Annotated in this window: 19 protein-coding genes; 1 reads left to right on the top strand and 18 read right to left on the bottom strand. The window is 65.3% G+C overall.

What is annotated here, in order from left to right; all coding sequences use genetic code 11:
- Positions 1–8: 8 nt before the first annotated feature.
- Positions 9–542 (bottom strand): hypothetical protein, encoded by a 534-nt coding sequence (locus V6M49_RS19415; protein WP_332762791.1) that lies wholly within the window; start codon positions 540–542, stop codon positions 9–11.
- Between the two features lie 159 nt (positions 543–701).
- Here V6M49_RS19415 and V6M49_RS19410 point away from each other — a divergent pair, with 159 nt between their 5' ends.
- Positions 702–1,199, top strand: coding sequence for a flavin reductase family protein (locus tag V6M49_RS19410; RefSeq protein ID WP_104063547.1), 498 nt, complete (start codon positions 702–704; stop codon positions 1,197–1,199).
- A gap of 10 nt (positions 1,200–1,209) precedes the next feature.
- On the opposite strand, the gene dnaE is transcribed toward V6M49_RS19410, so the two are convergent.
- The 17 genes from dnaE to V6M49_RS19325 all read right to left on the bottom strand — a co-directional run bounded on the left by dnaE (position 1,210) and on the right by V6M49_RS19325 (position 21,806).
- A complete protein-coding gene (gene dnaE / locus V6M49_RS19405; protein ID WP_104063546.1) occupies positions 1,210–4,767 on the bottom strand; it encodes a DNA polymerase III subunit alpha in 3,558 nt (1,185 codons plus the stop codon).
- Positions 4,768–4,817: 50 nt separating this feature from the next.
- On the bottom strand, positions 4,818–5,744 hold the full coding sequence (locus tag V6M49_RS19400) for an RluA family pseudouridine synthase (RefSeq protein WP_056342205.1): 927 nt from the start codon (positions 5,742–5,744) through the stop codon (positions 4,818–4,820).
- On the bottom strand, positions 5,737–6,327 hold the full coding sequence (gene lspA, locus V6M49_RS19395) for a signal peptidase II (protein WP_332762787.1): 591 nt from the start codon (positions 6,325–6,327) through the stop codon (positions 5,737–5,739). The genes V6M49_RS19400 and lspA overlap by 8 nt, the downstream gene beginning before the upstream one ends.
- 93 nt (positions 6,328–6,420) lie before the next feature.
- Positions 6,421–7,116: a DivIVA domain-containing protein gene (locus V6M49_RS19390; protein WP_141140103.1), complete on the bottom strand. Its 696-nt coding sequence runs from the start codon at positions 7,114–7,116 to the stop codon at positions 6,421–6,423.
- A 177-nt stretch (positions 7,117–7,293) separates the two neighbouring features.
- Entirely contained in the window at positions 7,294–7,581 is a 288-nt protein-coding gene (locus V6M49_RS19385; RefSeq protein ID WP_056342216.1) for a YggT family protein, read from the bottom strand.
- A gap of 120 nt (positions 7,582–7,701) precedes the next feature.
- Positions 7,702–8,232 carry a cell division protein SepF gene (locus V6M49_RS19380; protein ID WP_141140102.1) on the bottom strand — a complete coding sequence of 177 codons (531 nt, stop codon included), beginning with the start codon at positions 8,230–8,232 and terminating at the stop codon, positions 7,702–7,704.
- 88 nt (positions 8,233–8,320) lie between these two features.
- Positions 8,321–9,061: a YggS family pyridoxal phosphate-dependent enzyme gene (locus tag V6M49_RS19375; protein ID WP_141140101.1), complete on the bottom strand. Its 741-nt coding sequence runs from the start codon at positions 9,059–9,061 to the stop codon at positions 8,321–8,323.
- Entirely contained in the window at positions 9,054–9,743 is a 690-nt protein-coding gene (locus V6M49_RS19370) for a polyphenol oxidase family protein (protein WP_141140100.1), read from the bottom strand. The genes V6M49_RS19375 and V6M49_RS19370 overlap by 8 nt, the downstream gene beginning before the upstream one ends.
- A gap of 8 nt (positions 9,744–9,751) precedes the next feature.
- Entirely contained in the window at positions 9,752–10,984 is a 1,233-nt protein-coding gene (gene ftsZ / locus V6M49_RS19365) for a cell division protein FtsZ (protein WP_141140099.1), read from the bottom strand.
- A gap of 187 nt (positions 10,985–11,171) precedes the next feature.
- Positions 11,172–12,155, bottom strand: coding sequence for a cell division protein FtsQ/DivIB (locus V6M49_RS19360; RefSeq protein ID WP_332762782.1), 984 nt, complete (start codon positions 12,153–12,155; stop codon positions 11,172–11,174).
- A complete protein-coding gene (murC, locus tag V6M49_RS19355; protein ID WP_332762780.1) occupies positions 12,148–13,524 on the bottom strand; it encodes a UDP-N-acetylmuramate--L-alanine ligase in 1,377 nt (458 codons plus the stop codon). The genes V6M49_RS19360 and murC overlap by 8 nt, the downstream gene beginning before the upstream one ends.
- Positions 13,521–14,621: an undecaprenyldiphospho-muramoylpentapeptide beta-N-acetylglucosaminyltransferase gene (murG, locus tag V6M49_RS19350; RefSeq protein ID WP_141140096.1), complete on the bottom strand. Its 1,101-nt coding sequence runs from the start codon at positions 14,619–14,621 to the stop codon at positions 13,521–13,523. Before murG ends, murC begins: the two co-directional genes overlap by 4 nt.
- A 6-nt stretch (positions 14,622–14,627) precedes the next feature.
- A complete protein-coding gene (gene ftsW / locus V6M49_RS19345; protein WP_104063536.1) occupies positions 14,628–16,016 on the bottom strand; it encodes a putative lipid II flippase FtsW in 1,389 nt (462 codons plus the stop codon).
- A 2-nt stretch (positions 16,017–16,018) separates the two neighbouring features.
- Entirely contained in the window at positions 16,019–17,596 is a 1,578-nt protein-coding gene (murD, locus tag V6M49_RS19340; protein ID WP_332762777.1) for a UDP-N-acetylmuramoyl-L-alanine--D-glutamate ligase, read from the bottom strand.
- Positions 17,578–18,687 carry a phospho-N-acetylmuramoyl-pentapeptide-transferase gene (mraY, locus tag V6M49_RS19335; RefSeq protein ID WP_104063534.1) on the bottom strand — a complete coding sequence of 370 codons (1,110 nt, stop codon included), beginning with the start codon at positions 18,685–18,687 and terminating at the stop codon, positions 17,578–17,580. Before mraY ends, murD begins: the two co-directional genes overlap by 19 nt.
- Positions 18,684–20,150, bottom strand: a complete 1,467-nt coding sequence (locus tag V6M49_RS19330; RefSeq protein WP_332762775.1) for a UDP-N-acetylmuramoyl-tripeptide--D-alanyl-D-alanine ligase — start codon at positions 20,148–20,150, stop codon at positions 18,684–18,686. The genes mraY and V6M49_RS19330 overlap by 4 nt, the downstream gene beginning before the upstream one ends.
- Before the next feature lie 6 nt (positions 20,151–20,156).
- Entirely contained in the window at positions 20,157–21,806 is a 1,650-nt protein-coding gene (locus V6M49_RS19325; protein ID WP_332762773.1) for a UDP-N-acetylmuramoyl-L-alanyl-D-glutamate--2,6-diaminopimelate ligase, read from the bottom strand.
- Positions 21,807–21,865: the final 59 nt, after the last annotated feature.

Genomic DNA, 21,865 nt, shown 5'->3' with positions numbered 1-21,865 from the left:
GGTCCATTTTACGCGCCGGGCGCGTTGCCTTCGGCTACCGGCGTGCCCGCACTCCCAGGCCCGCTCTTGAGCAGGTTTATCAGGCTCAGGACAAACACGGACGTGGCAGTCGCGGCCGGCCACAGGATCAGCACGGACAGGGACCGGAGCGAGAACGCGACGCTGGCATTGACAGATGTATCTGCGGGGCCGCCCCACAGCTGGCCCGCAAGGACGCCGGTCAGCCACGCGATCAGGGCGCCGCCCAGTCCGCCGGCCAGTCCCAGGAGGAAGGCCGCCTGCGGATCGCGGCCGCCTTTATCAGTCAGGAAGACGGCCACCAGGCACCCTGCCAACACACAAAGCCCCGCAAGGGTGAGGTCCCTGAGCAGCCACACCTCCGGATTGGTCCCGTCGGCCAGGGCGGGGTTGCGCGTGATCAGGTTCATCCCTCCTGGCGCGAGCAGCCACCACAGCAGGCCGACGGGAACGCCACCGGCAGCAGCAGCGGCAAACCATTTCCACGGCAGCCGGGAAGACCGGCGGCTGATGTGTTGTCTCATGAAATAAACCTTAACAAAGGTCGGGTACGACCGATCAAACGACGTGGGCAATCTTGACAGATGACGTGCCGGGTCCAGCGATTGCTCCCTCTCCGACGGGGACTAATACCCTTAAGGAAGAGTCCATTACAGCCTGCTTTTCAGGGAGCAATTCTCAAGATGACAGACAAGACGCCGTTCGAGGGCACCTTCAAGGAAATGTTCCGGCGGCATGCTGCCGGGGTCGCCATCATCACCGTGAACTACCAGGGCGAGCCCTACGGCTTTACCGCCACGTCCGTGGCGTCACTTTCAGCACAGCCGCCGCGGTTCACTTTCAACATGGCCCGCAGTTCAAGTTCCTGGCCGGCCGTGGCCAATGCCACCTACCTCGGCGTCCACATGCTGGGCCTGGAAAACCAGGCGCTGGCGGACCGTTTCGCCCGCACCAAGGACAGGTTCGGCGGGGACCACTGGGAACTTGGCCCGCACGAGGTCCCGATCCTCAAAGACGTCGCGGGCTGGCTGATCGGCAAGATCCAGATGCGGCTCTCCTTCGAGAACAATGCTGTAGTGGTGGTTGAAGTTGTGGACGGCGAAGTGGGCGACGACGGTTCGCCGCTCCTGTACCACGCCGGCGGCTATGGACAGCCGGTCCCGCTGGACTACGAGATCTAACTATCGGGTCCTAGTTATCCAGGCAGGTTGGGCCCAGGAGCACCTTCAGGTCACCGAACAATGACGGACTGGGGTTGACCCTGAGATGGACGGGGAGGCCCATGACTTCCGTCCGGGCGTCCCCCTGCAGGTGCAGCCGGACTTCAGAGTTCCCCCGGTGGTTCCGAAGCACATCGCCCAGTTCGGTGACAACAGCTTCGGTTGCCTTGTGGGTGGGCATCGAAATCAGCACGGGGCCGTTGGTTCCTTCACTGAGGTCCGGAACGGACAGTTCCATGCAGTTCAGCGTCACGGCACCGTCGTCCCGTCGCTGCAGGCGACCCTTGACTACCACGATCAGGTCCTCGGCAAGGACCGAGGCGATAGGGCCGTAGACCTGGCCGAAGAACATCACCTCCATCGAACCGCCGAGGTCTTCGATCTCGGCACGGGCATAGGCGTTGCCACTCGCCTTGGCGATCCTGCGGCTAAGTGAGGTGATCATGCCGGAGATCGTAATGATGGCGCCGTCGTGCGGCCCGTCTTCGCCGATGATCGAGGTGATGGACTGGTCCGCATGCTGGCTGAGGAGTCCTTCCAGGCCCTGCAGCGGGTGGTCCGACACATACAGGCCGAGCATGTCCCGCTCAAAGGAGAGCTTGTCCTTCTTCTCCCATTCCGGCAGGTCAGGGATCTCGATGCTCAGCGACGCTTCGGATTCGGCCTCCTCGAAACCGGCGAAGAGATCGAACTGGCCGATCGCTTCGTTTCGTTTGAGGGTGATGACGGAGTCGATGGCCTCTTCATGGATCATCGCCAGCGCACGCCGGTGGTGGTTGAGGGAATCGAAGGCTCCGGCCTTGATCAGGGATTCAATGGTCCGCTTGTTGCAGACCACGGCGGGGACCTTCATGAGGTAGTCCTTGAAGGACGTATAGGCGCCTTCCTTTTCGCGCGCGGCCACCATCGCTTCGACGGCGTTGACCCCTACGTTGCGGATGGCGCCCATGCCGAAGCGGATGTCGGTGCCTACCGGGGTGAAGTTCAGCGCGGATTCGTTCACATCCGGCGGCAGCACGGTAATCCCCATGCGCCGGCATTCGTTGAGGTAGATTGCCGATTTGTCCTTGTCGTCACCGACCGACGTCAGCAGGGCAGCCATGTATTCCGGCGCAAAGTGCGCCTTCAGGTAGGCGGTCCAGTAGGAGATCACGCCATAGGCGGCGGAGTGGGCCTTGTTGAAGGCGTAGTCGGAGAACGGCAGCAGGATGTCCCACAGGGTCTTGACGGCGGCCATGGAATAGCCGTTGTCCTGCATGCCCTGGGAGAATCCGGCGAACTGCTTGTCCAGCTCGGATTTCTTCTTTTTGCCCATGGCGCGCCGCAGGATGTCTGCCTGCCCGAGGGAATAGCCAGCGAGCTTCTGGGCTACGGCCATCACCTGCTCCTGATAGACGATCAGGCCGTAGGTTCCGCCGAGGATTTCAGCAAGGGGTTCCTTGAGTTCGGGGTGGATCGGGATGACTTCCTGGATCCCGTTTTTGCGCAGCGCGTAGTCGGTGTGCGCGTTGGCGCCCATGGGACCGGGCCGGTAGAGCGCAAGCACGGCGGAGATGTCTTCGAAGTTGTCAGGCTTCATCAGCTTCAGCAGGGAGCGCATGGGGCCGCCATCCAGCTGGAACACGCCCAGGGTGTCGCCACGGGCCAGCAGTTCATAGGAGGCCACGTCATCCAGGGCCAGGCTGTCCAGGTCCAGGTCCAGGCCGCGGTTGAGCTTGATGTTCTCCAGGGCGTCGGAAATGATCGTCAGGTTCCGCAGGCCGAGGAAGTCCATCTTGATCAGGCCCAGGCCCTCGCAGGTGGGGTAGTCGAACTGCGTGATCACCTGGCCGTCCTGGATGCGCCGCATGACCGGGATGACATCGATGATGGGGTCCGAGGACATAATGACGCCAGCAGCGTGCACGCCCCACTGGCGCTTCAGCCCCTCAATGCCGAGAGCCGTCTCGAAGACCTTGGCGGCCTCGGGATCAGTTGCGATCAGCTGGCGGAAGTCACCGGCCTCGCTGTAGCGCTTTGAGTCCTTGTTTTGGATGTCGGCGAGCGGGATGTCCTTGGCCATCACGGCCGGCGGGAGCGCCTTGGTCAACTGCTCGCCCATACTGAACGGGTAACCCAGCACACGGGAGGAGTCCTTCAGTGCCTGCTTGGTCTTGATGGTGCCGTATGTGACAATCATGGCCACGCGCTCGTCGCCGTATTTCCGGGTCACATAGTCGATGACCTCGGACCGCCGACGGTCATCGAAGTCAACGTCGAAGTCAGGCATGGACACACGGTCCGGGTTGAGGAAGCGTTCAAAGATCAACCCGTGCAGGAGCGGATCCAGGTCCGTGATGCGCATGGCGTACGCCACCATGGAGCCGGCTCCGGAGCCACGGCCCGGACCGACGCGGATGCCGTTTTTCTTCGCCCAGTTGATGAAGTCGGCCACCACCAGGAAGTAACCCGGGAACCCCATGGAGGTGATGACTTCGAGCTCGTAGTCGGCCTGGGTGCGGACTTTGTCCGGGACACCGCCCGGGTACCGGTATTCCAGTCCGGTGGCAACTTCCTTGACCAGCCAGGATGTCTCGTCCTCGCCCGGCGGGCACGGGAACCGCGGCATGTAGTTAGCACCGGTGTTGAACGAGACATCGCAGCGCTCGGCGATCAGCAGGGTGTTGTCGCACGCATCCGGGTGGTCCCTGAACAGCTCCCGCATCTCCTGCGGGGATTTGAGGTAGTAGCCGCTGCCGGAGAACGCGAAGCGGGAACCGCCGTTGTCATACGATGGCTCCAGCAGCGTGGAACCCGACTGGATGGCAAGCAGGGCCTCGTGCGCCTTGGCATCGTGTTCGTGCGTGTAGTGCAGGTCGTTGGTGGCCACCAGCGGCAGGTTGAGGTCCTTGGCCAGCCGCAGCAGGTCCCCTGTGACCCGGCGTTCGATGTCCAGGCCGTGGTCCATCAGTTCGCAGAAATAGTTCTCCGCACCGAATATGTCCCGAAACTCCGAGGCGGCTTCCATGGCCTCGCGGTACTGGCCCAGCCGCAGCCGGGTCTGGACCTCCCCCGAAGGGCAGCCAGTAGTGGCGATCAGGCCTTCGGAGTATGTGTTCAGGAGCTCACGGTCCAAGCGTGGCCACTTGCCGAAGACTGCGTCCAGCGAGCCAATGGACGAGGCCCGGAAGAGGTTGCGCATGCCGACGTTGTTATAGCTCAGCAGCGTCATGTGGGTGTAGGAGCCACCGCCGGAGATGTCGTCCTTGCGCTGGTGTTCCTCGCCCCAGCGGACACGGCTTTTGTCCGTCCGTGCGGTGCCGGGGGTGACGTAGGCTTCGACGCCGATAATCGGCTTGATCCCCTGGTCCGTCGCGCGCTTCCAGAAGTCGAAAGCCCCGAAAAGGTACCCGTGGTCGGTGGTGGCCAGGGCCGGCATCCCGAGGCGTTCAGTCTCATTGAAGAGCTCACCCAGACGGGCTGCGCCGTCCAACATGGAGTATTCGGTGTGGTTGTGGAGATGGACGAACGAGGCATTGCTGGAAGTCACCGCACTATTCTAAGCGCTGGCGGACCGCCAAGGGCCCAGCGACCCAGCCGCTAGGCCTCCCCGGACTCCAGGACCTCGAGGGCAAAAGCCAGGTCCTGCGGGTATTCGCTGGTCACGGTCACGCGCTCCCCCGTTACCGGGTGGTCGAAGCCGAGCTGCCGGGCATGGAGCCATTGCCGGGTCAGGCCCAGGGTGGCGGCGAGCCGAGGATCCGCCCCGTAGGTAAGATCTCCGGCGCATGGGTGCCGCAACGCAGAGAAGTGGACACGGATCTGGTGTGTACGCCCGGTCTCAAGGTGCACCTCCACCAGCGTGGCCTTGCCAAAAGCCTCCAGGACCTCATAGTGCGTGATCGACGGCCGGCCGTCTTCGATCACGGCAAAACGCCAGTCGTGTCCGGGGTGGCGACCGATTGGTGCGTCGATGGTGCCCTCCAGCGGATCCGGGAGCCCCTGGACCACCGCGTGGTACACCTTCTCCACGGTGCGCTCCTTGAAGGCCCGCTTCAGGGCCGTATAGGCGCGCTCCGTTTTGGCCACGACCATCACCCCGGACGTGCCGACGTCGAGCCGGTGCACAATCCCCACCCGCTCGGGGGAACCCGACGTCGAGATCCGGAAGCCGGCTCCGGCGAGACCGCCGACTACGGTGGGTCCTACCCAGCCGGGCGACGGATGCGCGGCAACGCCCACCGGCTTGTCCACAACGACAAATTCGTCGTCGTCCAACAGGATTTTCAGGCCTTCCACAACTTCCTCCACCACTTCGAGCGGGTCCCGTCGTTCAGGCACCGTCACTTCCAGGACATCGCCGGCAACCAACCGCGCGGACTTTCCGAGTTTCTTGCCGCGGCTCACCACGTTGCCTTCAGCAATGAGGGTCGCGGCCATTGACCGGGAAATCCCCATCAGCTTGGCGAGCCCTGCGTCCGCCCGCGTTCCGCCGAATTCGTCGGCGACCACCACACGCTCAGACACCGTCCGTGTCCTTCGGCTGTGCTGCCTCTCCCCGTGGCGCCGCGACGTGGCGTGAACCGTCAAGGGCGATCCCCTTAAGCGTGAGGATGCAGATGATGGCCACCGCTGAGACCACCGCGGAGTCGGCGATGTTGAAGATCGCAAAATTGGGCAGCTGGATGAAATCCACCACGTGCCCCATGCCGAACGAGGGCTCTCGGAAGAGCCTGTCCGTTAGGTTGCCCAGGGCCCCGCCCAGGAGCAGACCCAGTGCCAGCGACCACCAGGCCGAACCCAGCTTGCGCACCTGGAACAGGATGGCGATGGAGACGCCGGCCATGATGATGGAGAACACCCACGTGACATTTTCCCCGATCGAAAATGCGGCGCCGGAATTGCGGATGAAGTACCAGTGCAGGAGCGGCGGAAGCACCGGGATGCGTTCACCCTCCACCATCGTGGACGTCACCCAGAGTTTTGTCAGCTGGTCCAGGACATACGCAAAGACCGCGAAACCGGCGAAGAGCGAGAACAGGAGTGCCCGCCGGGGGCGGGCCGATGAAGGAGAAGGGTTTGCGGCGTCAGCGGCGAGGTGGTCAGTCATGGTGCTTTCATTTTGTAAAACCGATGTTAAATCCCAAAAACCGGCGGCCGAGGAATCCTCAGCCACCGGTTCTCAGAATACGTGCTTGACGAACTAGTTCGCTTCAACCTCAGGTGCCGCCACGGAACCGCGGGCGTCCAGGTCGCGCAGCTGGCCTTCAATGTAGGCCTTCAGGCGTGAGCGGTAGTCGCGTTCGAAGCCGCGGAGTTGCTCTACCTTGCGTTCCAGGACGGAGCGCTGCTGCTCGAGGGCGCCGAGGATCTTCCGGGACTTCTCCTGGGCATCGTTGACCAGGCTGCTGGCCTCGATCTGGGCCTCTGCGATGATCTTGTCCTTCTGGGACTGACCGTCGGCGACGTGACGGTCGTGCATCTGCTGCGCCATGGCGAGCAGTCCGGCAGCGGACTCGGCCGAAACCGTGCTTCCGTTGGCTGCGGTGGGCGCAGCAGCCGGGACGGCCGCAACAGGTGCTACCGGCTCGGCTTCCTTCTTCTTGGCGGCGTCGGGAGCTTTCGCCTCGACCTCGGCCTTCGCCGGGGACTCAACCTTGTCAGCCTTGACGGGTGCGGGAACCTTCTCGACCACCGGGGCGGACGCAGCGGAGCTGGCCGGCACACCGGAACCTGATTCTGCAAGCTTCTTGCGGAGCTCGTCGTTCTCCTGGTTCAGGCGCCTGAGTTCCACAACGATCTCGTCCAGGAAGTCATCAACTTCATCCTGGTCGTAGCCTTCGCGGAACTTGGTCGGCTGAAAGCGCTTGTTGACAACGTCTTCTGGCGTCAAAGCCATCTGGTCACCTCATTGGTCTAGTTAGTCAGTAGGCCTTCCGGCCGTCAAAACTACGGTACCTAAATATTGTCTGGTTCCTCTAATTCAACACTGGGTGTCAAACCGGAGATTTCTTCGCGGCTCAGAGGGAGTTCCCATTCCAGGAACTTCGCCTGCGCCGCTAGGTCTTGTCGAAGATTACGCGAAACCCCTGGTGACCGCCATCGCGATGCTGACGGCGATGAACAGGACCAGAAACCCGAGGTCCAAAGTCACCCCGCCGAGCCTCAACGGCGGGATCAGCCTCCGGAGCCCCTTGAGGGGCGGATCGGTGATCGAGTACACCGTGTGGGCCACCACGAGGGCGACACCACGCGGACGCCATTCCCTGGCAAACATCTGGACCCAGTCAAAGACCAGCCGGATGATCAGCGCCACGAAGAACAGCAAAAGGGCGATATAGACAAGTCCGAAAACAATTCCCATGACTTAACTCATATCTCCATGTCCATTCCGGATACCGCGGTGCCCTGCCAATGTTTCTTGTCTATTTCAGCACAGATGCCAGACAGGTGTACCTGCCTGGCATCCGGAATAAGCTCAGGGCTAACTTTGATTGAAGAAGCTGGCCTGCGTCTCGCTGACCTTCTTGTCATCGCCAATGACCTCAATGTACGACGGTGACAGCAGGAAAACCTTGTTGGTGACGCGTTCGATGCTGCCCCGGAGACCAAAAACCAGGCCGGCCGAGAAGTCCACGAGACGCTTGGCGTCCGCTTCGCCCATGTCGGTGACGTTCATGATGACGGGAATGCCGTCCCGGAAACTCTCACCGATGAGCTTGGCGTCATTGTAGGACCGCGGGTGGATCGTGGTGATCTGCCGAAGCCCGGACGGTTCTTCGCGGCTTGAGGCCGCACGCTTGATGGGGGTCACTGGTGCGCGGTATTCCTCTTCGGGGGCGTGTGATGACTCTCGGCTGACGTCGCGGACGGTTGCCGGTGCACGGCGTTCCTCGCGGTCAACTTCCATCGAATCGTCCTCGTCCTTACGTGTTGTGGTGTGCTCGGACTCGTAGTGTTCATCGCCATCGGCGAGCCCAAGATAGATCATTGTCTTGCGCAGAGCGCCGGCCATGGTCGACTCCTAATCGTGTCCGTAGGCGGGCCGCCCAATGACTTGACAGCCTTGAATCCCCCGCCATTCACTTCCTATGGGTTCGACGCTACCCCACGTCAGGACGCGATCCGAGAATATCGGAACCGATTCGCAGGTGTGTCGCACCGAAACGGATGGCCGCTTCCAGGTCCTGGCTCATGCCCGCCGAGATGGCGGTTGCACCGGGATACTCCGCTACCAAGGCCGCCGAGATGGCTGCCAGCTTTTCAAACGCCGCCTCAGGACTGGTGCCCAACGGGGCGACAGCCATAACGCCCGCCAGTTCCAGTCCTGCCGCAGCCGCCAGCCGCTCGGCCAGGAGTGGTACCTCCGCCGCGGCCACGCCTCCGCGATGCGCGCCGGCGTCGTCGTCGAGGCTGACCTGGATGAAACAGTCCAGGGCCCCCCGGCCCGTCCGGTCCTGTTCCGCGGCGATGGCACGCTCGAGGCCATCAACCAGGGCCAGCCGGTCCACGGAATGGAGCGCATGGGCATACTTCACCACGGATTTCGCTTTTTTGCTCTGCAGCTGCCCGACGAAGTGCCAGTTAAGTCCGAGGCCCGCCAGTTCGGCCGCCTTCGAGGAGGCTTCCTGATCCCGGTTCTCGCCGACGTCACGGACGCCAAGGGCAGCCAGGCGCCTGATGTCGGCGGCCGGATGGAACTTGGTGACCACAATCAGCGTGGGCACTTCCCCCGCCCGGCCTGCATCCTGGACGGCCGCATCAATACGACGCTGCACGGCGGCGAGGCGCTCCGCCAGATCAGCCATCCGTCCGGCGTTGTCCTCCACAGTGCCCTCATTCATGCGACCACACCAGTCCCGCGAAGCGCCCTGTGGTGTTGGACCTGCGGTAAGAGAAAAGCTGTTCGTTTTCAAGCGTGCACGGACCCGCATATTCGATGACGACACCGGCAGCTTCAAGTTGGCTCTTCGCCCCTGCTGGGAGATCCAGTGCGGGCGTTCCCCAGGACGTGGCAGCCCATGTCGCCGGCACCTGGGCAGCTACTTGGGCGCGCAGTTCGGCGGGCACCTCATAGCAACGCCCGCAGATTGACGGGCCCAGCCAGGCACGGATGGCGGTGGCCCCGGCTGAGCGCATCCGCTCCACTGCCGCCGGGAGAATACCGTTTTCTATCCCCGGGCGGCCGGCGTGCACGGCGGCCAGGACCGGACCGTCTGGTCCTTCCCCTACGAGTACCGCCGGGATGCAGTCGGCCACCATCACCGCAAGCGGCAGCCCACGCGACACCATGGCATCGGCGGTCGGCGCTGGCGTGGCCGGCTCCATCATTTCCACCGCAGTGCCGTGGACCTGCTCCATGAACCGGAGGGAACCACGGGTTAGGCCGGCAGCGTTCTCCAGCGCCTCCCGGCGCTGGAGAACATCAGCGGCGTTGTCCCCGACGTGCAGGGCAAGATTGCCGGCCTGGGTGTCTGTGAACGCCACACTCACGCCAGCAGACACTTCGGCCCGCCAATAGAACAACCCGGGCCCTACTTCAGGAAGTCGGGGACATCCAGGTCATCGACGCGGTTGCCCGAGAGGTCCGGCTCCACTACCGAGGGCAGGTCGACGTCGAAACCTGAGTCGGCGGGGACCGACGACGGGCGCTGCTGGCCCCAGTTGCTCAGCCCCGACGCGCCCACTCCGGCGTGGACCGGCTGGACGTTGTGCTGGTGGCTGCCACCCGAGGTGGGGGCCTGAGCCGGTGCGGGTGCCGCTGCGGGCCGCTGCGGCGCAACCTGCGGCTGCGACTGGTCCATGGAGGGAGAGGTGGCCTTGACGTCGTCGAAACCGGCGGCAATGACCGTGACACGGGCCTCGTCACCGAGTGCGTCATCGATCACGGCACCGAAGATGATGTTGGCTTCGGGGTGGGCCACTTCCTGGACCAGGCGGGCAGCTTCATTGATTTCGAACAGGCCGAGATCGGAACCGCCCTGGATCGAGAGCAGGACACCATGGGCGCCGTCGATGGAGGCTTCCAGCAGCGGCGATGCAATGGCGAGCTCGGCAGCCTTCACCGCACGGTCTTCACCGCGGGCGGAGCCGATGCCCATCAGCGCGGAGCCTGCGCCCTGCATCACGGACTTGACGTCCGCGAAGTCGAGGTTGATCAGGCCGGGGGTGGTGATGAGGTCCGTGATGCCCTGGACACCGGACAGCAGGACCTGGTCAGCGGAACGGAAAGCGTCCAGGACGGAGACGTTGCGGTCGCTGATGGACAGAAGCCTGTCATTCGGGATGACGATCAGCGTGTCCACTTCGTCGCGGAGGGCGTCGATGCCCGCCTCTGCGGAACCCGCACGACGGCGGCCCTCGAACGTGAACGGGCGGGTCACCACACCGATGGTCAGCGCTCCGAGGGACCGGGCGATGCGCGCCACCACAGGGGCGCCGCCGGTGCCTGTGCCGCCACCTTCGCCGGCGGTCACAAACACCATGTCCGCGCCGCGGATGACCTCTTCGATTTCGTCGGCGTGGTCCTCCGCAGCCTGCTTGCCCACCTCGGGGTTGGCGCCTGCACCGAGCCCGCGGGTCAGCTCACGTCCGACGTCGAGTTTGACGTCGGCGTCACTCATCAGCAGCGCCTGGGCATCTGTGTTGATGGCGATGAATTCAACGCCCCGGAGGCCGACCTCGATCATGCGGTTGACTGCGTTCACGCCACCGCCGCCGATGCCGACGACCTTGATGACGGCCAAGTAATTCTGCGGAGCTGCCACGTTACGTGTCCCTTGTTCGTGTCCTATTGCGAAAACTGTGGAGTCGGGCTTGAAGCTTCGAACCTTAACCTTCGAGTTGAAGGTTATAGTTATGTCAAGTAACTCATGTCTGGAACGCTATTTCCTATGGTTCGGACATTCAATAACCGGAGCCGCGTGTCGCGGGAATACCGGGTAAATAAAGCGTTCAGCGCGTCACCGGATGCCGGGGCGCGCTCACATCGTACACACGGACGGGGTTCTTCGGGTCCGCGGGAACTTTGAGCAAGGCTTCAAGCACCTTGGCCTTGAGCTCCTTCTCCCCCGCATTCCCCCAAATAATGGTCTGACCGTCCACCAGTTTGAGCTCCACGGCGTCCACGGACTGGGCGGACGCGTTGGACAGCTTCGACAGCACGTCCAGCGGGAGTGCACCGAGGACCGCTGCGGTGGCCTGGAAGAGGTCCTTGCCGATGGTTCCCGCGCCGCCGTCGATCACGGGCAGGGCCACCGTGGCTGGGTCCGCAGGGCTGGCCAGGACCACGCCGTCCACATCCACCAACTGGTACTGCTCCCCCTGTTTGACCAGGGCCACCGGGACCCGCTCCAAAACCTGGACCACCAACCCGGACGGCGGGCGTGCCTGGGTGGAGACGGACTTGATCTGGACGAGCGGCGCCAGGAGGTGGCTGACCTCCTCATCGCTGATCTGGGGCAGGGGTTTGCCCTTCAGGGGTTCCAGTGCGGCCTGCACCTGTTCGGTGGTGACGAGCCGGGTCCCGGAGACCGAGACGGTGCCTACGGCGAGTGCCGGCGAAAAGATTGCGGCGGCCAGCAGCGCGCAGACCAACGCCAGGACAGTGCCCAGGGTCACCAGGATGTTCCGCCTGAGGCGTTTTCCGGGCGGCTCCGGGAAGGCCAGCACGTTGTCGGTGCCCGCCGGTGTCCTGCCCGCGGGCGCTTTGCCCCCCGGCACCTTGCTTGCCGGGGCATTGTCTGCCGGCGCCCTGTCCGCGGTCCCCTTGTCCGCTGACCGCTTGCGGCCGGCGTCCTTCGCATTCTTGCGGTCGGGCAAAGACGGGGGGTCCGCCTCGGGGGCACGTTTGGAGGCCGAGATGACCTCCGGTTCCGCTGGCGCGGGTGGCTGCCGCCTGCCCGGTGAAGCGTAGGTGGGCCGGCGCGGACTACCCACCGAGAGCCTGCACGATCTGCGGTCCGAATGCCGTGACATCCCCTGCCCCGACGGTCAGGATGATGTCGCCGGGCCCGGCGGTGTCCGTAAGGGCAGCAACCGCCCCGCCCGGCTCCACCAGGCGTCCGCCGGGCGACAGGTGCTCGGCGATGAGCTGGCTGCTGACTCCGGGGATGGGATCTTCGCGCGCGGGGTAGATGTCCAGGACCAGGGCGGTGTCTGCCAGGTTCAGCGCTTCTGCGAATTCCCTGGCAAACTCCCTGGTGCGGGAGAACAGGTGCGGCTGGAACAGAACATGGACGCGGTGCCCGCCGGCCACGGACCGTGCAGCCGTCAGGGCGGCCCGGACCTCGGTGGGGTGGTGGGCGTAGTCGTCATAGACGCGCACGCCGCGCGCCTCCCCTTTCAGTTCAAAGCGCCGCGAAGCACCCGAGAAGTGCGCCAGGGCACGCGCGGCAGCTTCGGCGTCGACCCCCAGCTCCAGCGCGACGGCGACGGCGGCGGCGGCGTTCAGCGCGTTGTGCCTGCCCGGGACCTGCAGGTCCAGGGCGAACCGCCCGGCGGGTGAGGAAACCGCCACGTCCCCGGGGCCGCCGTCGTGCAGGACCAGGTCCGACCCCTCCGAGGTGCCGTACAGCACCACCCGGGTGTTGCCGCGGGCGAGCGTGCGCTCTGCCAGGGCTGCTGCGCCGGCGTCGTCAGCGCAGGCAATCAGGACGCCGTCGGCCGGAAGCAGCGCCGTAAAGCGGTCGAAGGACTCGTAGACGGCCTCTGCGGTGCCGTAGTGGTCCAGGTGATCGGGTTCGACGTTGGTGACCACGGCAATCTTTGGCCGGTAGTTCAGGAAGGAGCCGTCGGACTCGTCCGCTTCGGCCACAAAGACCCCTGACGTGCCGTGGGCGGCATTGACGCCGAGCGCAGGCACGTTGGCGCCGATCGCAAACGACGGATCCATCCCGGCGCCCTGGAGCAGGACGGTGATCATGGAGGTGGTGGTGGACTTGCCGTGGGTGCCTGCCACGGTCACCACGAGGTCGTCCCCCATAGTGGATGTCAGGGCCTCCGAGCGGTGCAGCACGGGCAGTCCGGCCGCATGCGCGGCCACCAGCTCGGGGTTGTCCGCACGGATCGCCGAGCCGGCCACCACGGTCTGGGCATCCCCCAGGTTGGCTGCGGCGTATCCGACGGCGATCCTCGCGCCGGCAGCGGCCAGCTCCGCCATCACAGGAAGGTCCTTGGCATCCGAACCGCTGACGGCGACGCCGCGGGCCACCATGATGCGGGCCACGGCGGACATTCCCACGCCGCCGATGCCGATGAAATGGACGCGGCCCAGGGACTCCTGGCTGCGGATGCTTGCGGGGATCATGCGGATACCGCTTCCAGGACAAGGTCAGCCATGCGCTGATCGGCGTTTCTGATGCCAAGGCGGCGCGAGCTGGCGGCCATGGTGGCCAGGCGGCCGGGGTCTGTGACCAGGGGGATGAGCTTGCCGGCCACCCACTGCGCGGTGAAGTCCTTATCCGGGACCAGGAGTGCGCCACCGGCGTTAACGAGCCCCGCCGCGTTGAGCGCCTGCTCGCCGTTGCCGATGGGCAGCGGGACAAACACTGCCGGTACACCCACGGCGGCCACTTCGCAGACCGTGGCTGCGCCGGACCTCGCCAGCAGCACGTCCGCGGCTGCGTACACCCGTTCCATGCCGTCCACGTACTCCAGCTGCCGGTAGCCCGGCGCGGCGAGCGGGCCGCCGTCGGGCCCCAAAACCGTCTTGCCGCGGCCGGTGATGTGGAGTGTCTGGATCCCCGCCGCGCCAAGGTCCTGGACGGCGGCGGCGACCGCACGGTTGATGCTCTGGGCGCCGGAGGAACCGCCGGTCACAATCAGCGTGGGCGAGGTGGGATCCAGGCCCAGTCCCTCGCGCGCGGCGGCGCGGGCAGTGTCCCGGTCCAGGCTGGAGATTTCGGTCCGCATGGGCATGCCCACATGGCGGGCGTGACGCAGGCGCGTGGTGTCGAAGGCGGTGGCGACGTGACGGGTCAGGAACGATCCCACCCGGTTGGCCAGGCCGGGCCTGGTATTGGCCTCATGGATCACGATGGGGATTCCCCGGCGCCGGGCGGCGAGGTACAGGGGTGTGCAGACGTAGCCGCCGACGCCCACCAGGACGTCGGCCGAGGCGTCGTCGAGGATGCGTCCGGACTGCCTGACCGCCCCGGCCAGCCGTGCGGGCAGCTTGAGGAGGTCAATGGAAGGCTTCCGCGGAAATGGCACGCGGTCGATGGTGGCCAGATCCAGGCCGGCGGCGGGCACCAGCCGGGTTTCCATGCCGGCGGGCGTGCCCACAGCGAGCAGCCTCGCTCCGGGCACGGCGGCACGCAGGGCGGCCGCGATGGCCAGCAGGGGGCTGATGTGGCCGGCGGTTCCGCCGCCCGCCAGGACAATGGACAGGTTCTGGGAAGTCATCTGGTGCTACGTACGCTTTCTTGCGGTTGTTGTGGGGCTCGCGGTTTTACGGGCAACGGTAGTCGTGCCGGCGGTTTTCCGGCCAGCAGGTTTGCGGCCTGCGGCTCCCCCGGCCTTCTTGGCGCCGAATTTGAGCAATTTCTTCGGCCTGAGGGCAGGCGCCATCTGTTCGCGGGCCAGCGAGAGCACCACCCCCACGGCGCAGAGCGACATCAGCAGTGCCGAACCGCCGTAGGAAATGAACGGCAGCGGCACGCCGATCACCGGCATCAGCCCCGTCACCACGGCCATGTTGACCGTGGCCTGCCCCAGCAGCCACACCATTATGGTGCCGGCCAGCACGCGGTGGAACATATCCTCCTGCGCCACCACTACGCGGTAGATGGCGGCGCCGAGGATGGCAAAAAGGACAAGCACGACGACGGTGCCCACCAGGCCGAGTTCCTCGCCGATGATGGCGAAGATGAAGTCGTTGTGGGCTTCCGGGATCCAGCTGTACTTCTGTCGGCTTTGGCCGAGTCCAACGCCGAACCAGCCCCCGGACGCGAGCCCGTAGAGCCCGTTGGTGGCCTGGTAGTTGGCGTCAATGCCGTCGGCACAGGACTGGCCTGTCCACCACGAGGTGATGCGGCACATGCGGTTCGAGCTGGTGATGGCCATGACGGCCGTGCCGGCGGCCGCGGCCAGTGCGGCGAACCCGAACAGGTACAGCGGTACTCCGGCGAAGAAGAGGGCGGCAGCAGTGATCATCATGATGATCATGGCGGTGCCCAGGTCATTGCCCAGCAGGACCAGGCCGATGACGCCGCCCGCCAGCGGCACGGCGGGGATCAGCACGTGGGGCCAGCGCCGCAGCAGCTTCCCTTTCCTGGCCAGTACGGTGGCCATCCACAATGCCAGAGTCAGCTTGGACGCCTCGGACGGCTGGAAGGTGATGCCGCCCAGGTCGATCCAGTTCTTGTTGCCGTTGACTTCGTCTCCGATCAGCTGCACCAGGACCAGGAGGACAAGGGCCCCACCCAGCCCCGGCCAGGCCAGGCGCTTCAGCCAGACCACGTTGATGCGGGAGAGGACGAACATGGTGAAGATGCCGATGGCGGCGAACATTCCCTGCTTGAGGGCGTCGCCGTAGGGCGATTTTCCGGCAGCGATGGATTCGACGCTGGAGGCCGACAGCACCATCATGATGCCGATGGCGGTCAGGGCCAGCGTGGAACCAAGGATCAGGTAATACGTTGAGCCGTTCTTGGAGGTGCCGGTTCCTTCCAGCGTGGACCAGAAGGCTTGGTACCAGTCCCGGATCCGGTCCGGCAGGGTAATGGTGGACTTTACGGGAGAAGCGGGTTTCCCGGCGCGCGACCGGGGGGCCGGCGACCGGGTGGGCGTGCTGACCATTGTTACTCCTCGCCGGTCGGGGCCTGCCCTTCCACCAGCTCGCGGACAGCTTCAATAAAGGCGTCGCCGCGGTGAGCATAGGAAGAGAACTGATCCATGGAAGCAGCGGCCGGGGCCATCAGCACGGTGTCGCCTGATGCCGCCAGCTGCGCCGCTGACGCAACGGCCCGGGACATCACGACTGCACCGGAATCCGGCGAGCTGTCCGTGGTGGCTCCGCCTGTTGCGGCAGTCTGCATATTTTCAGTGTCGCCCGGCGGCGTCGTGATCACGGGGACATCCGGCGCGTGTCGCTGCAAGGCCTCCGCAAGCGCGGCGGTGTCCGTACCGATGAGTACCACAGCCTTGAGCCGGGCGGCGTGGTCCCGGATCAGGTGGTCGTAGCTGACGCCCTTGGACAGGCCGCCGGCGATCCAGATGACGTTTTCAAAGGTGGCCAGTGACGCGGCTGCTGCGTGCGGGTTGGTGGCCTTGGAATCGTTGACCCAGAGCACGCCGTTCTGCTTGGCGACCGGCTGGATGCGGTGGTTGCCCGGGACGTAGTCCTGGATTCCCTGGCGCACGGCCTTCGCCTCCACGCCGTAGGCCCGGACCAGGGCTGCAGCCGCGAGGGCGTTCGCCACCATGTGCCTGGGTGCAAACTGCCCCAGGTCGGTCATCGATGCCAGCTCGGCTGCGCTGTCCCTGCGTTCCTCGATAAACGCGCGGTCCACGAGCAGGCCCTCCACCACGCCGAGCATGCTGATGGCCGGCGTGAGTGTGGTGAAGCCGACGGCCCGGCAGCCCTCCACAACGTCCGCGTCCTCAACCATCCGTACGGTCTCGATCTGTTCCGCGTTGAAGATGCAGGCCTTCTGGGTCCGCGCATAGACCTTGGCCTTGTCCGCGAGGTAGGAATTGTAGGAACCATGCCAGTCAACGTGGTCCTCAGCCACGTTCAGGCAGACGCTGGCCACCGGCGACAGCGTTTCAGCCCAATGCAGCTGGAAGCTGGATAGTTCAACCGCGAAGACGTCGTATTCCACGGGGTCGCGGAGGGCGTCCAGGATGGGGGTGCCCACGTTGCCGACCGCGATGGCCTTCAGGCCGGCGGCCTGCAGCATCGACGCCGTCAGGCCCACCGTGGTGGTCTTGCCGTTGGTGCCGGTGATGGTCAGCCAGTCAGCGGTCCTGTGCCCGGCCCGGACCCGCAGGCGCCAGGCAAGCTCGACGTCCCCCCAGACCGGAATGTGGGCGCGCGCAGCGGCCGCCAGGAGCGCCTGGTCAGGCCGCCAACCCGGGGAGGTCACGATGAGGTCGGGGAAGCTGCCATCGATCTTGGGGATCCTGTTGACGGCTTCCTCGCCCAGGAGCACGTCCACGGCGCCGACGATCTTCAGGGTGTCGGCATGTGCCTTGGCTGTCTCGGACGTGGCGGCATCAACCACCACCACCCGGGCACCGAGTTCGATGAGGGTATCTGCCGCGGCGAACCCGGATACTCCGATGCCGGTAACGGCAACGCGGAGCCCTGCCCAGTCAGAGTCCCAACTGACCAGGTTTTGCAGGCGGGGAGAAACAGTCACAGGAGCACAACCCATTCAGCGTAGAAGACACCCAGGCCCACGGCCACGAAGAGCCCGCCCAGGATCCAGAAGCGGACCACCACCGTGACTTCTGCCCAGCCCTTGAGTTCGAAGTGGTGCTGCAGCGGTGCCATCTTGAACACGCGTTTACCGCCGGTGGCTTTGAAGTAGCCCACCTGGATGATCACGGAGAGGGTAATCAGGACGAACAGGCCGCCGATGATTCCCAGCAGCAGTTCCGTCCGCGACAGGATGGCGAAGCCGGCGACCGCGCCGCCGATGGCCAATGACCCGGTGTCCCCCATAAAGATCTTGGCCGGGGAGGTGTTCCACCAGAGGAATCCCACGAGGGCGGCGCTCAGGATGGCGGCCAGGAGCGCCAGGTCCAGGGGGTCGCGGACGGAGTAGCAGCCGCTGCCGGCTTCCCGCGGCGACCCGCAGGCCTGGTTGTTTTGCCAGATGCCCATCAGCGTGTAGGCACCGAAGACCATGACCGAGGCACCGGCAGCGAGACCGTCCAGGCCGTCCGTCAGGTTCACGCCGTTGGTCGCCGCCGTGACGATCAGGTTGGACCAGAGGACAAAGAGGATTGCGCCGACCACCGTGCCGGCGAAGGCCAGGTCCAGCCAGGGAATGTCGCGGACCAGGGAGATTTTGGTCGAGGCCGGCGTCAGGCCGTCCGGGTCGGGAAAGTTCAGGGCCAGGATGGCGAAGGCTATGCCTACCGCGGCCTGGAGGATGAGCTTGGCCTTCGCGTCCAGGCCAAGGCTCCGCTGGCGGGAGATCTTGATGAAATCGTCCAGGAAGCCCACCAGCCCCATGCCGACCATCAGGAAGAGCAGGATCAGGGCCGAGGCGGAGGGACCTGCCGAGTCCGGGTTCATCATCCACATAATCAGGTGGGTCAGTCCGTAGCTGAGCAGGACCGCGCCCACCACCACGGTGCCGCCCATAGTGGGCGTACCGCGTTTGGTGTGGTGGGATGTGGGTCCGTCATCACGGATGAATTGGCCGTAGCTCTTGCGGACAAGCAAGCGGATAAACAGCGGCGTTCCCACCAAGGCAAACAGCAGGGCAAGTCCTGCGCCGATCAGTAGTGCAATCACAGCAGCTCGCTCCCTTCATCGGTGGGTTCCGTGGATTGTGGGGGTAATGCTATCCGATCGCCCAGGTGCCGCAGTCCAACGCTGTTGGACGACTTGAAAAGCACCAGGTCGCCGGGCTCAAGCTCGGCGTTCAGGAGCGCATAGGCGTCCTCGGCGGTTTCGGCAAAGACGCATTCGTCGCCCCAGGAACCCTCCTGGACGGCGGAAACGTATAGTGCGCGGGCTTCGCGGCCGACGACGACCAGCCGGGAAATGTTCAGGCGGACCACTTGGGTGCCCACAACGGTGTGTTCACGGATTGAATCGGGTCCCAGTTCCAGCATGGCGCCCAGGACGGCCCAGGTGCGCCGTCCGCGGCCAAGGTCCGCCAGCGTACGCAGGGCCGCCCGCATGGACTCCGGGTTGGCGTTGTAGGCGTCGTTGATGATGGTCACGCCGTCAGCACGTTCGGTGCGTTCCATCCGCCAACGGCTGGCTGCTGACTGTGTGCTCAGCGACACGGCGATGTCCTTGCCGGACACTCCGGCCGCGTGCGCGGCCGCTGCTGCGGCGAGGAGGTTGCCGGTGTGGTGGGCGCCGATGAGGCGGCTGCTGACGTGCAGGCCTGTTTCGGCGCCGGGCAGGACCAGTTCGAATTCGGGGTTGCCCTCAGCGTTTGTGTCCGGATTCTCGGCCCGAACGGTCGCGTCAGGGCGTCCTTCGGCCGAGAAGCCCAGCACGGTGGCGCCGGTGCGGCTGCGCATGGCAGCGACGCGGTCGTCGTCGAGGTTGATGACGGCGGTGCCGCCGGCGGCGAGGGCCTCCACCAGTTCACCCTTGGCCTGGGCAATGTTGTCCACGCCGCCGAACTCCCCGGCGTGGGCAGTGCCGATGCCGAGGACGACACCGATGTCAGGCCTCACCATGTCGGCCAGGTAGCGGATGTGCCCGATGCCTGTGGCGCCCATCTCGATCACCAGGTACCGCGTTTGGGTGTCGGCGCGGAAGACGGTGAGCGGTACGCCCACCTCGCCGTTGTAGGAACCTTGCGGGGCAACGGTGACGCCTTGCTGGGTGAGGATGCCGGCGAGGAGGTCCTTCGTGGTGGTCTTCCCGGCGGAACCGGTGATCCCGATGACGGTCAGGGGGTCGCCTGCGGCAGAACGGGCCAGGCGGATCCGACGGACCGCTTCGGCGGCCAGCGCGCCCATGGCCAGCACGGCATCCTCTACCAGCACGGCCGGATAGTTGACGCCGTCCGGACCCGTTACGGGGCGTTCGGCGAGAACCAGCACCGCACCGCGGCTGAAGGCGGCGGCAACGAAGTCGTGGCCGTCGGCGTGCTCGCCAGGTTTCGCCACGTACAGCGACCCGGCGGCAGCCTCGCGCGAATCGGTGACCACCGAAAGGGGCGTGATCCCCGGATCGGCGTCCAGGCGTCCGTGTGTGATATCGGCGATTTCCGCCGCAGTAAGTGCAATCATCTCGGTCTAGGACTCTATCCGGTCGTCTCGGAGAACGGTGAATCCCCTGGCTGTCAAGGCGTTCCGCAGTTCCACACGGTCGTCCAGTGCAAGATTGACGCCCTTGACTTCCTGCCAGACCTCATGGCCACGGCCGGCCACAAGAATGGTGTCGGCCGGACCGGCCAGTTCCACGGCGCGCCGGATGGCGGCGTCGCGGGGATAAACCTCTTCGATGACACACTCCGGAGATTCCTGTTCGCGCGCCGCCTGTGCGCCCGCCAGCACCTCTGCCCTGATGGCCGCAGGGTCCTCGTCGTGGGGGTCGTCATCCGTGACGATGACGATGTCGGCCATCTTTGCGGCGACGGCGCCCATGGCGGGACGCTTGCCCTGGTCGCGCTGTCCGGTGGCTCCGAAAACCACGATCACCCGGGAGCCGGGCAGCGGTGACCTGACCGCTTCCAGTGCCCGTGCCAGGGCATCAGTGTTGTGGGCGAAGTCCACGACGGCCGCCGGTTCTTCGGAGACGAGCTGCATCCGTCCCGGTACCGCCACGGTGAAGGGGTCGTGGTGGTCCAGGGCGGCCTGCACGGTGGTGGCGTCCATTCCGCTGGTCAGGACCATTACGGTGGCCAGTGCGGCGTTGGCTACGTTGAAAGCTCCGGGCAGGCCGGTGTGGACATTCAGGGTAACTCCGCCGGGTCCCTGCAGGCTGAAACCGGTACCCAGCCCACGCGCGGAGGTGGACGTTACGGTCCAGTCGGTGGGAACTCCGCCCGGTGTCATCGAGAGGGTGGTGACCGGGATCCGTGCCGTTGCCGCAAGCCTGCGGCCCCATTCGTCGTCGACCGTCACCACAGCCCTGCGGGCACGGCCGGGCGTGAACAGTTCCGCCTTTGTGGCGAAGTAGTCCTCCATGGTGCCGTGCAGGTCCAGATGGTCCTGCGTCAGGTTCGTGAAACCGGCAACGTCGAAGAGCACCCCGTCCACCCGCTGGAAGGACACGGCGTGGGACGAGACTTCCATGGACGCGGCGTCCAGTCCCCGTTCCCGCATGAGGGCGAGCAAGCCGTGGACATCCGGTGACTCGGGCGTGGTCAGGAGGCTGGGAACCGGTTCTCCGCCGGCCAGGATTTCGATGGTTCCGATCAGGCCGGTCTGCTGCCCGAGCGCACGGAGCAAGGCGTTGATGAAGTACGTGGTGGTGGTCTTGCCGTTGGTTCCCGTCACACCATACAAGCGTGGCGTCCGTCCGCCTGCCGGCTGGCTCTGGTAGATCATGGCGGACAGCGGCCCCACCACGTTGCGCGGTCCGCCCACCACAAGCACCGGGACCGAGGCTTCGGCGGTATCCGCAGACAGCGCGAGAAGGCGTGCGCCGGCGTCGTCGGTCAGGACTGCCACCGCTCCCCTGCCGACCGCCTGCGACACAAAGTCTGCGCCATGGCGGGAAGCACCAGGCAGCGCCACATATAGGTCGCCATGCTCCACGGTTCTCGAGTTCAGTGAGATTCCCGTGACGCTGACGGCTGCGGAGGCGCCCGGGACCTGCACACCGATCGCGTCGCCGATTGCGTTCAGGCTGACGGCAGCAACTGCCGTAGGCCTGAACCGCGCGGGGGCCGGTTCCCCTGCCGGCCCCGCGTTGCTGGCTGATGCGTTCTGCTCTGACAAGGGAATCTCCGATGGTGGTGCTAGTGGATCATGCCCGCGGGAGACTGCTTCCGCTGCGG

Source organism: Pseudarthrobacter sp. (assembly GCF_036675385.1).
GTDB lineage: Bacteria > Actinomycetota > Actinomycetes > Actinomycetales > Micrococcaceae > Arthrobacter.
This window is presented reverse-complemented; position numbering and strand designations above follow the sequence as displayed.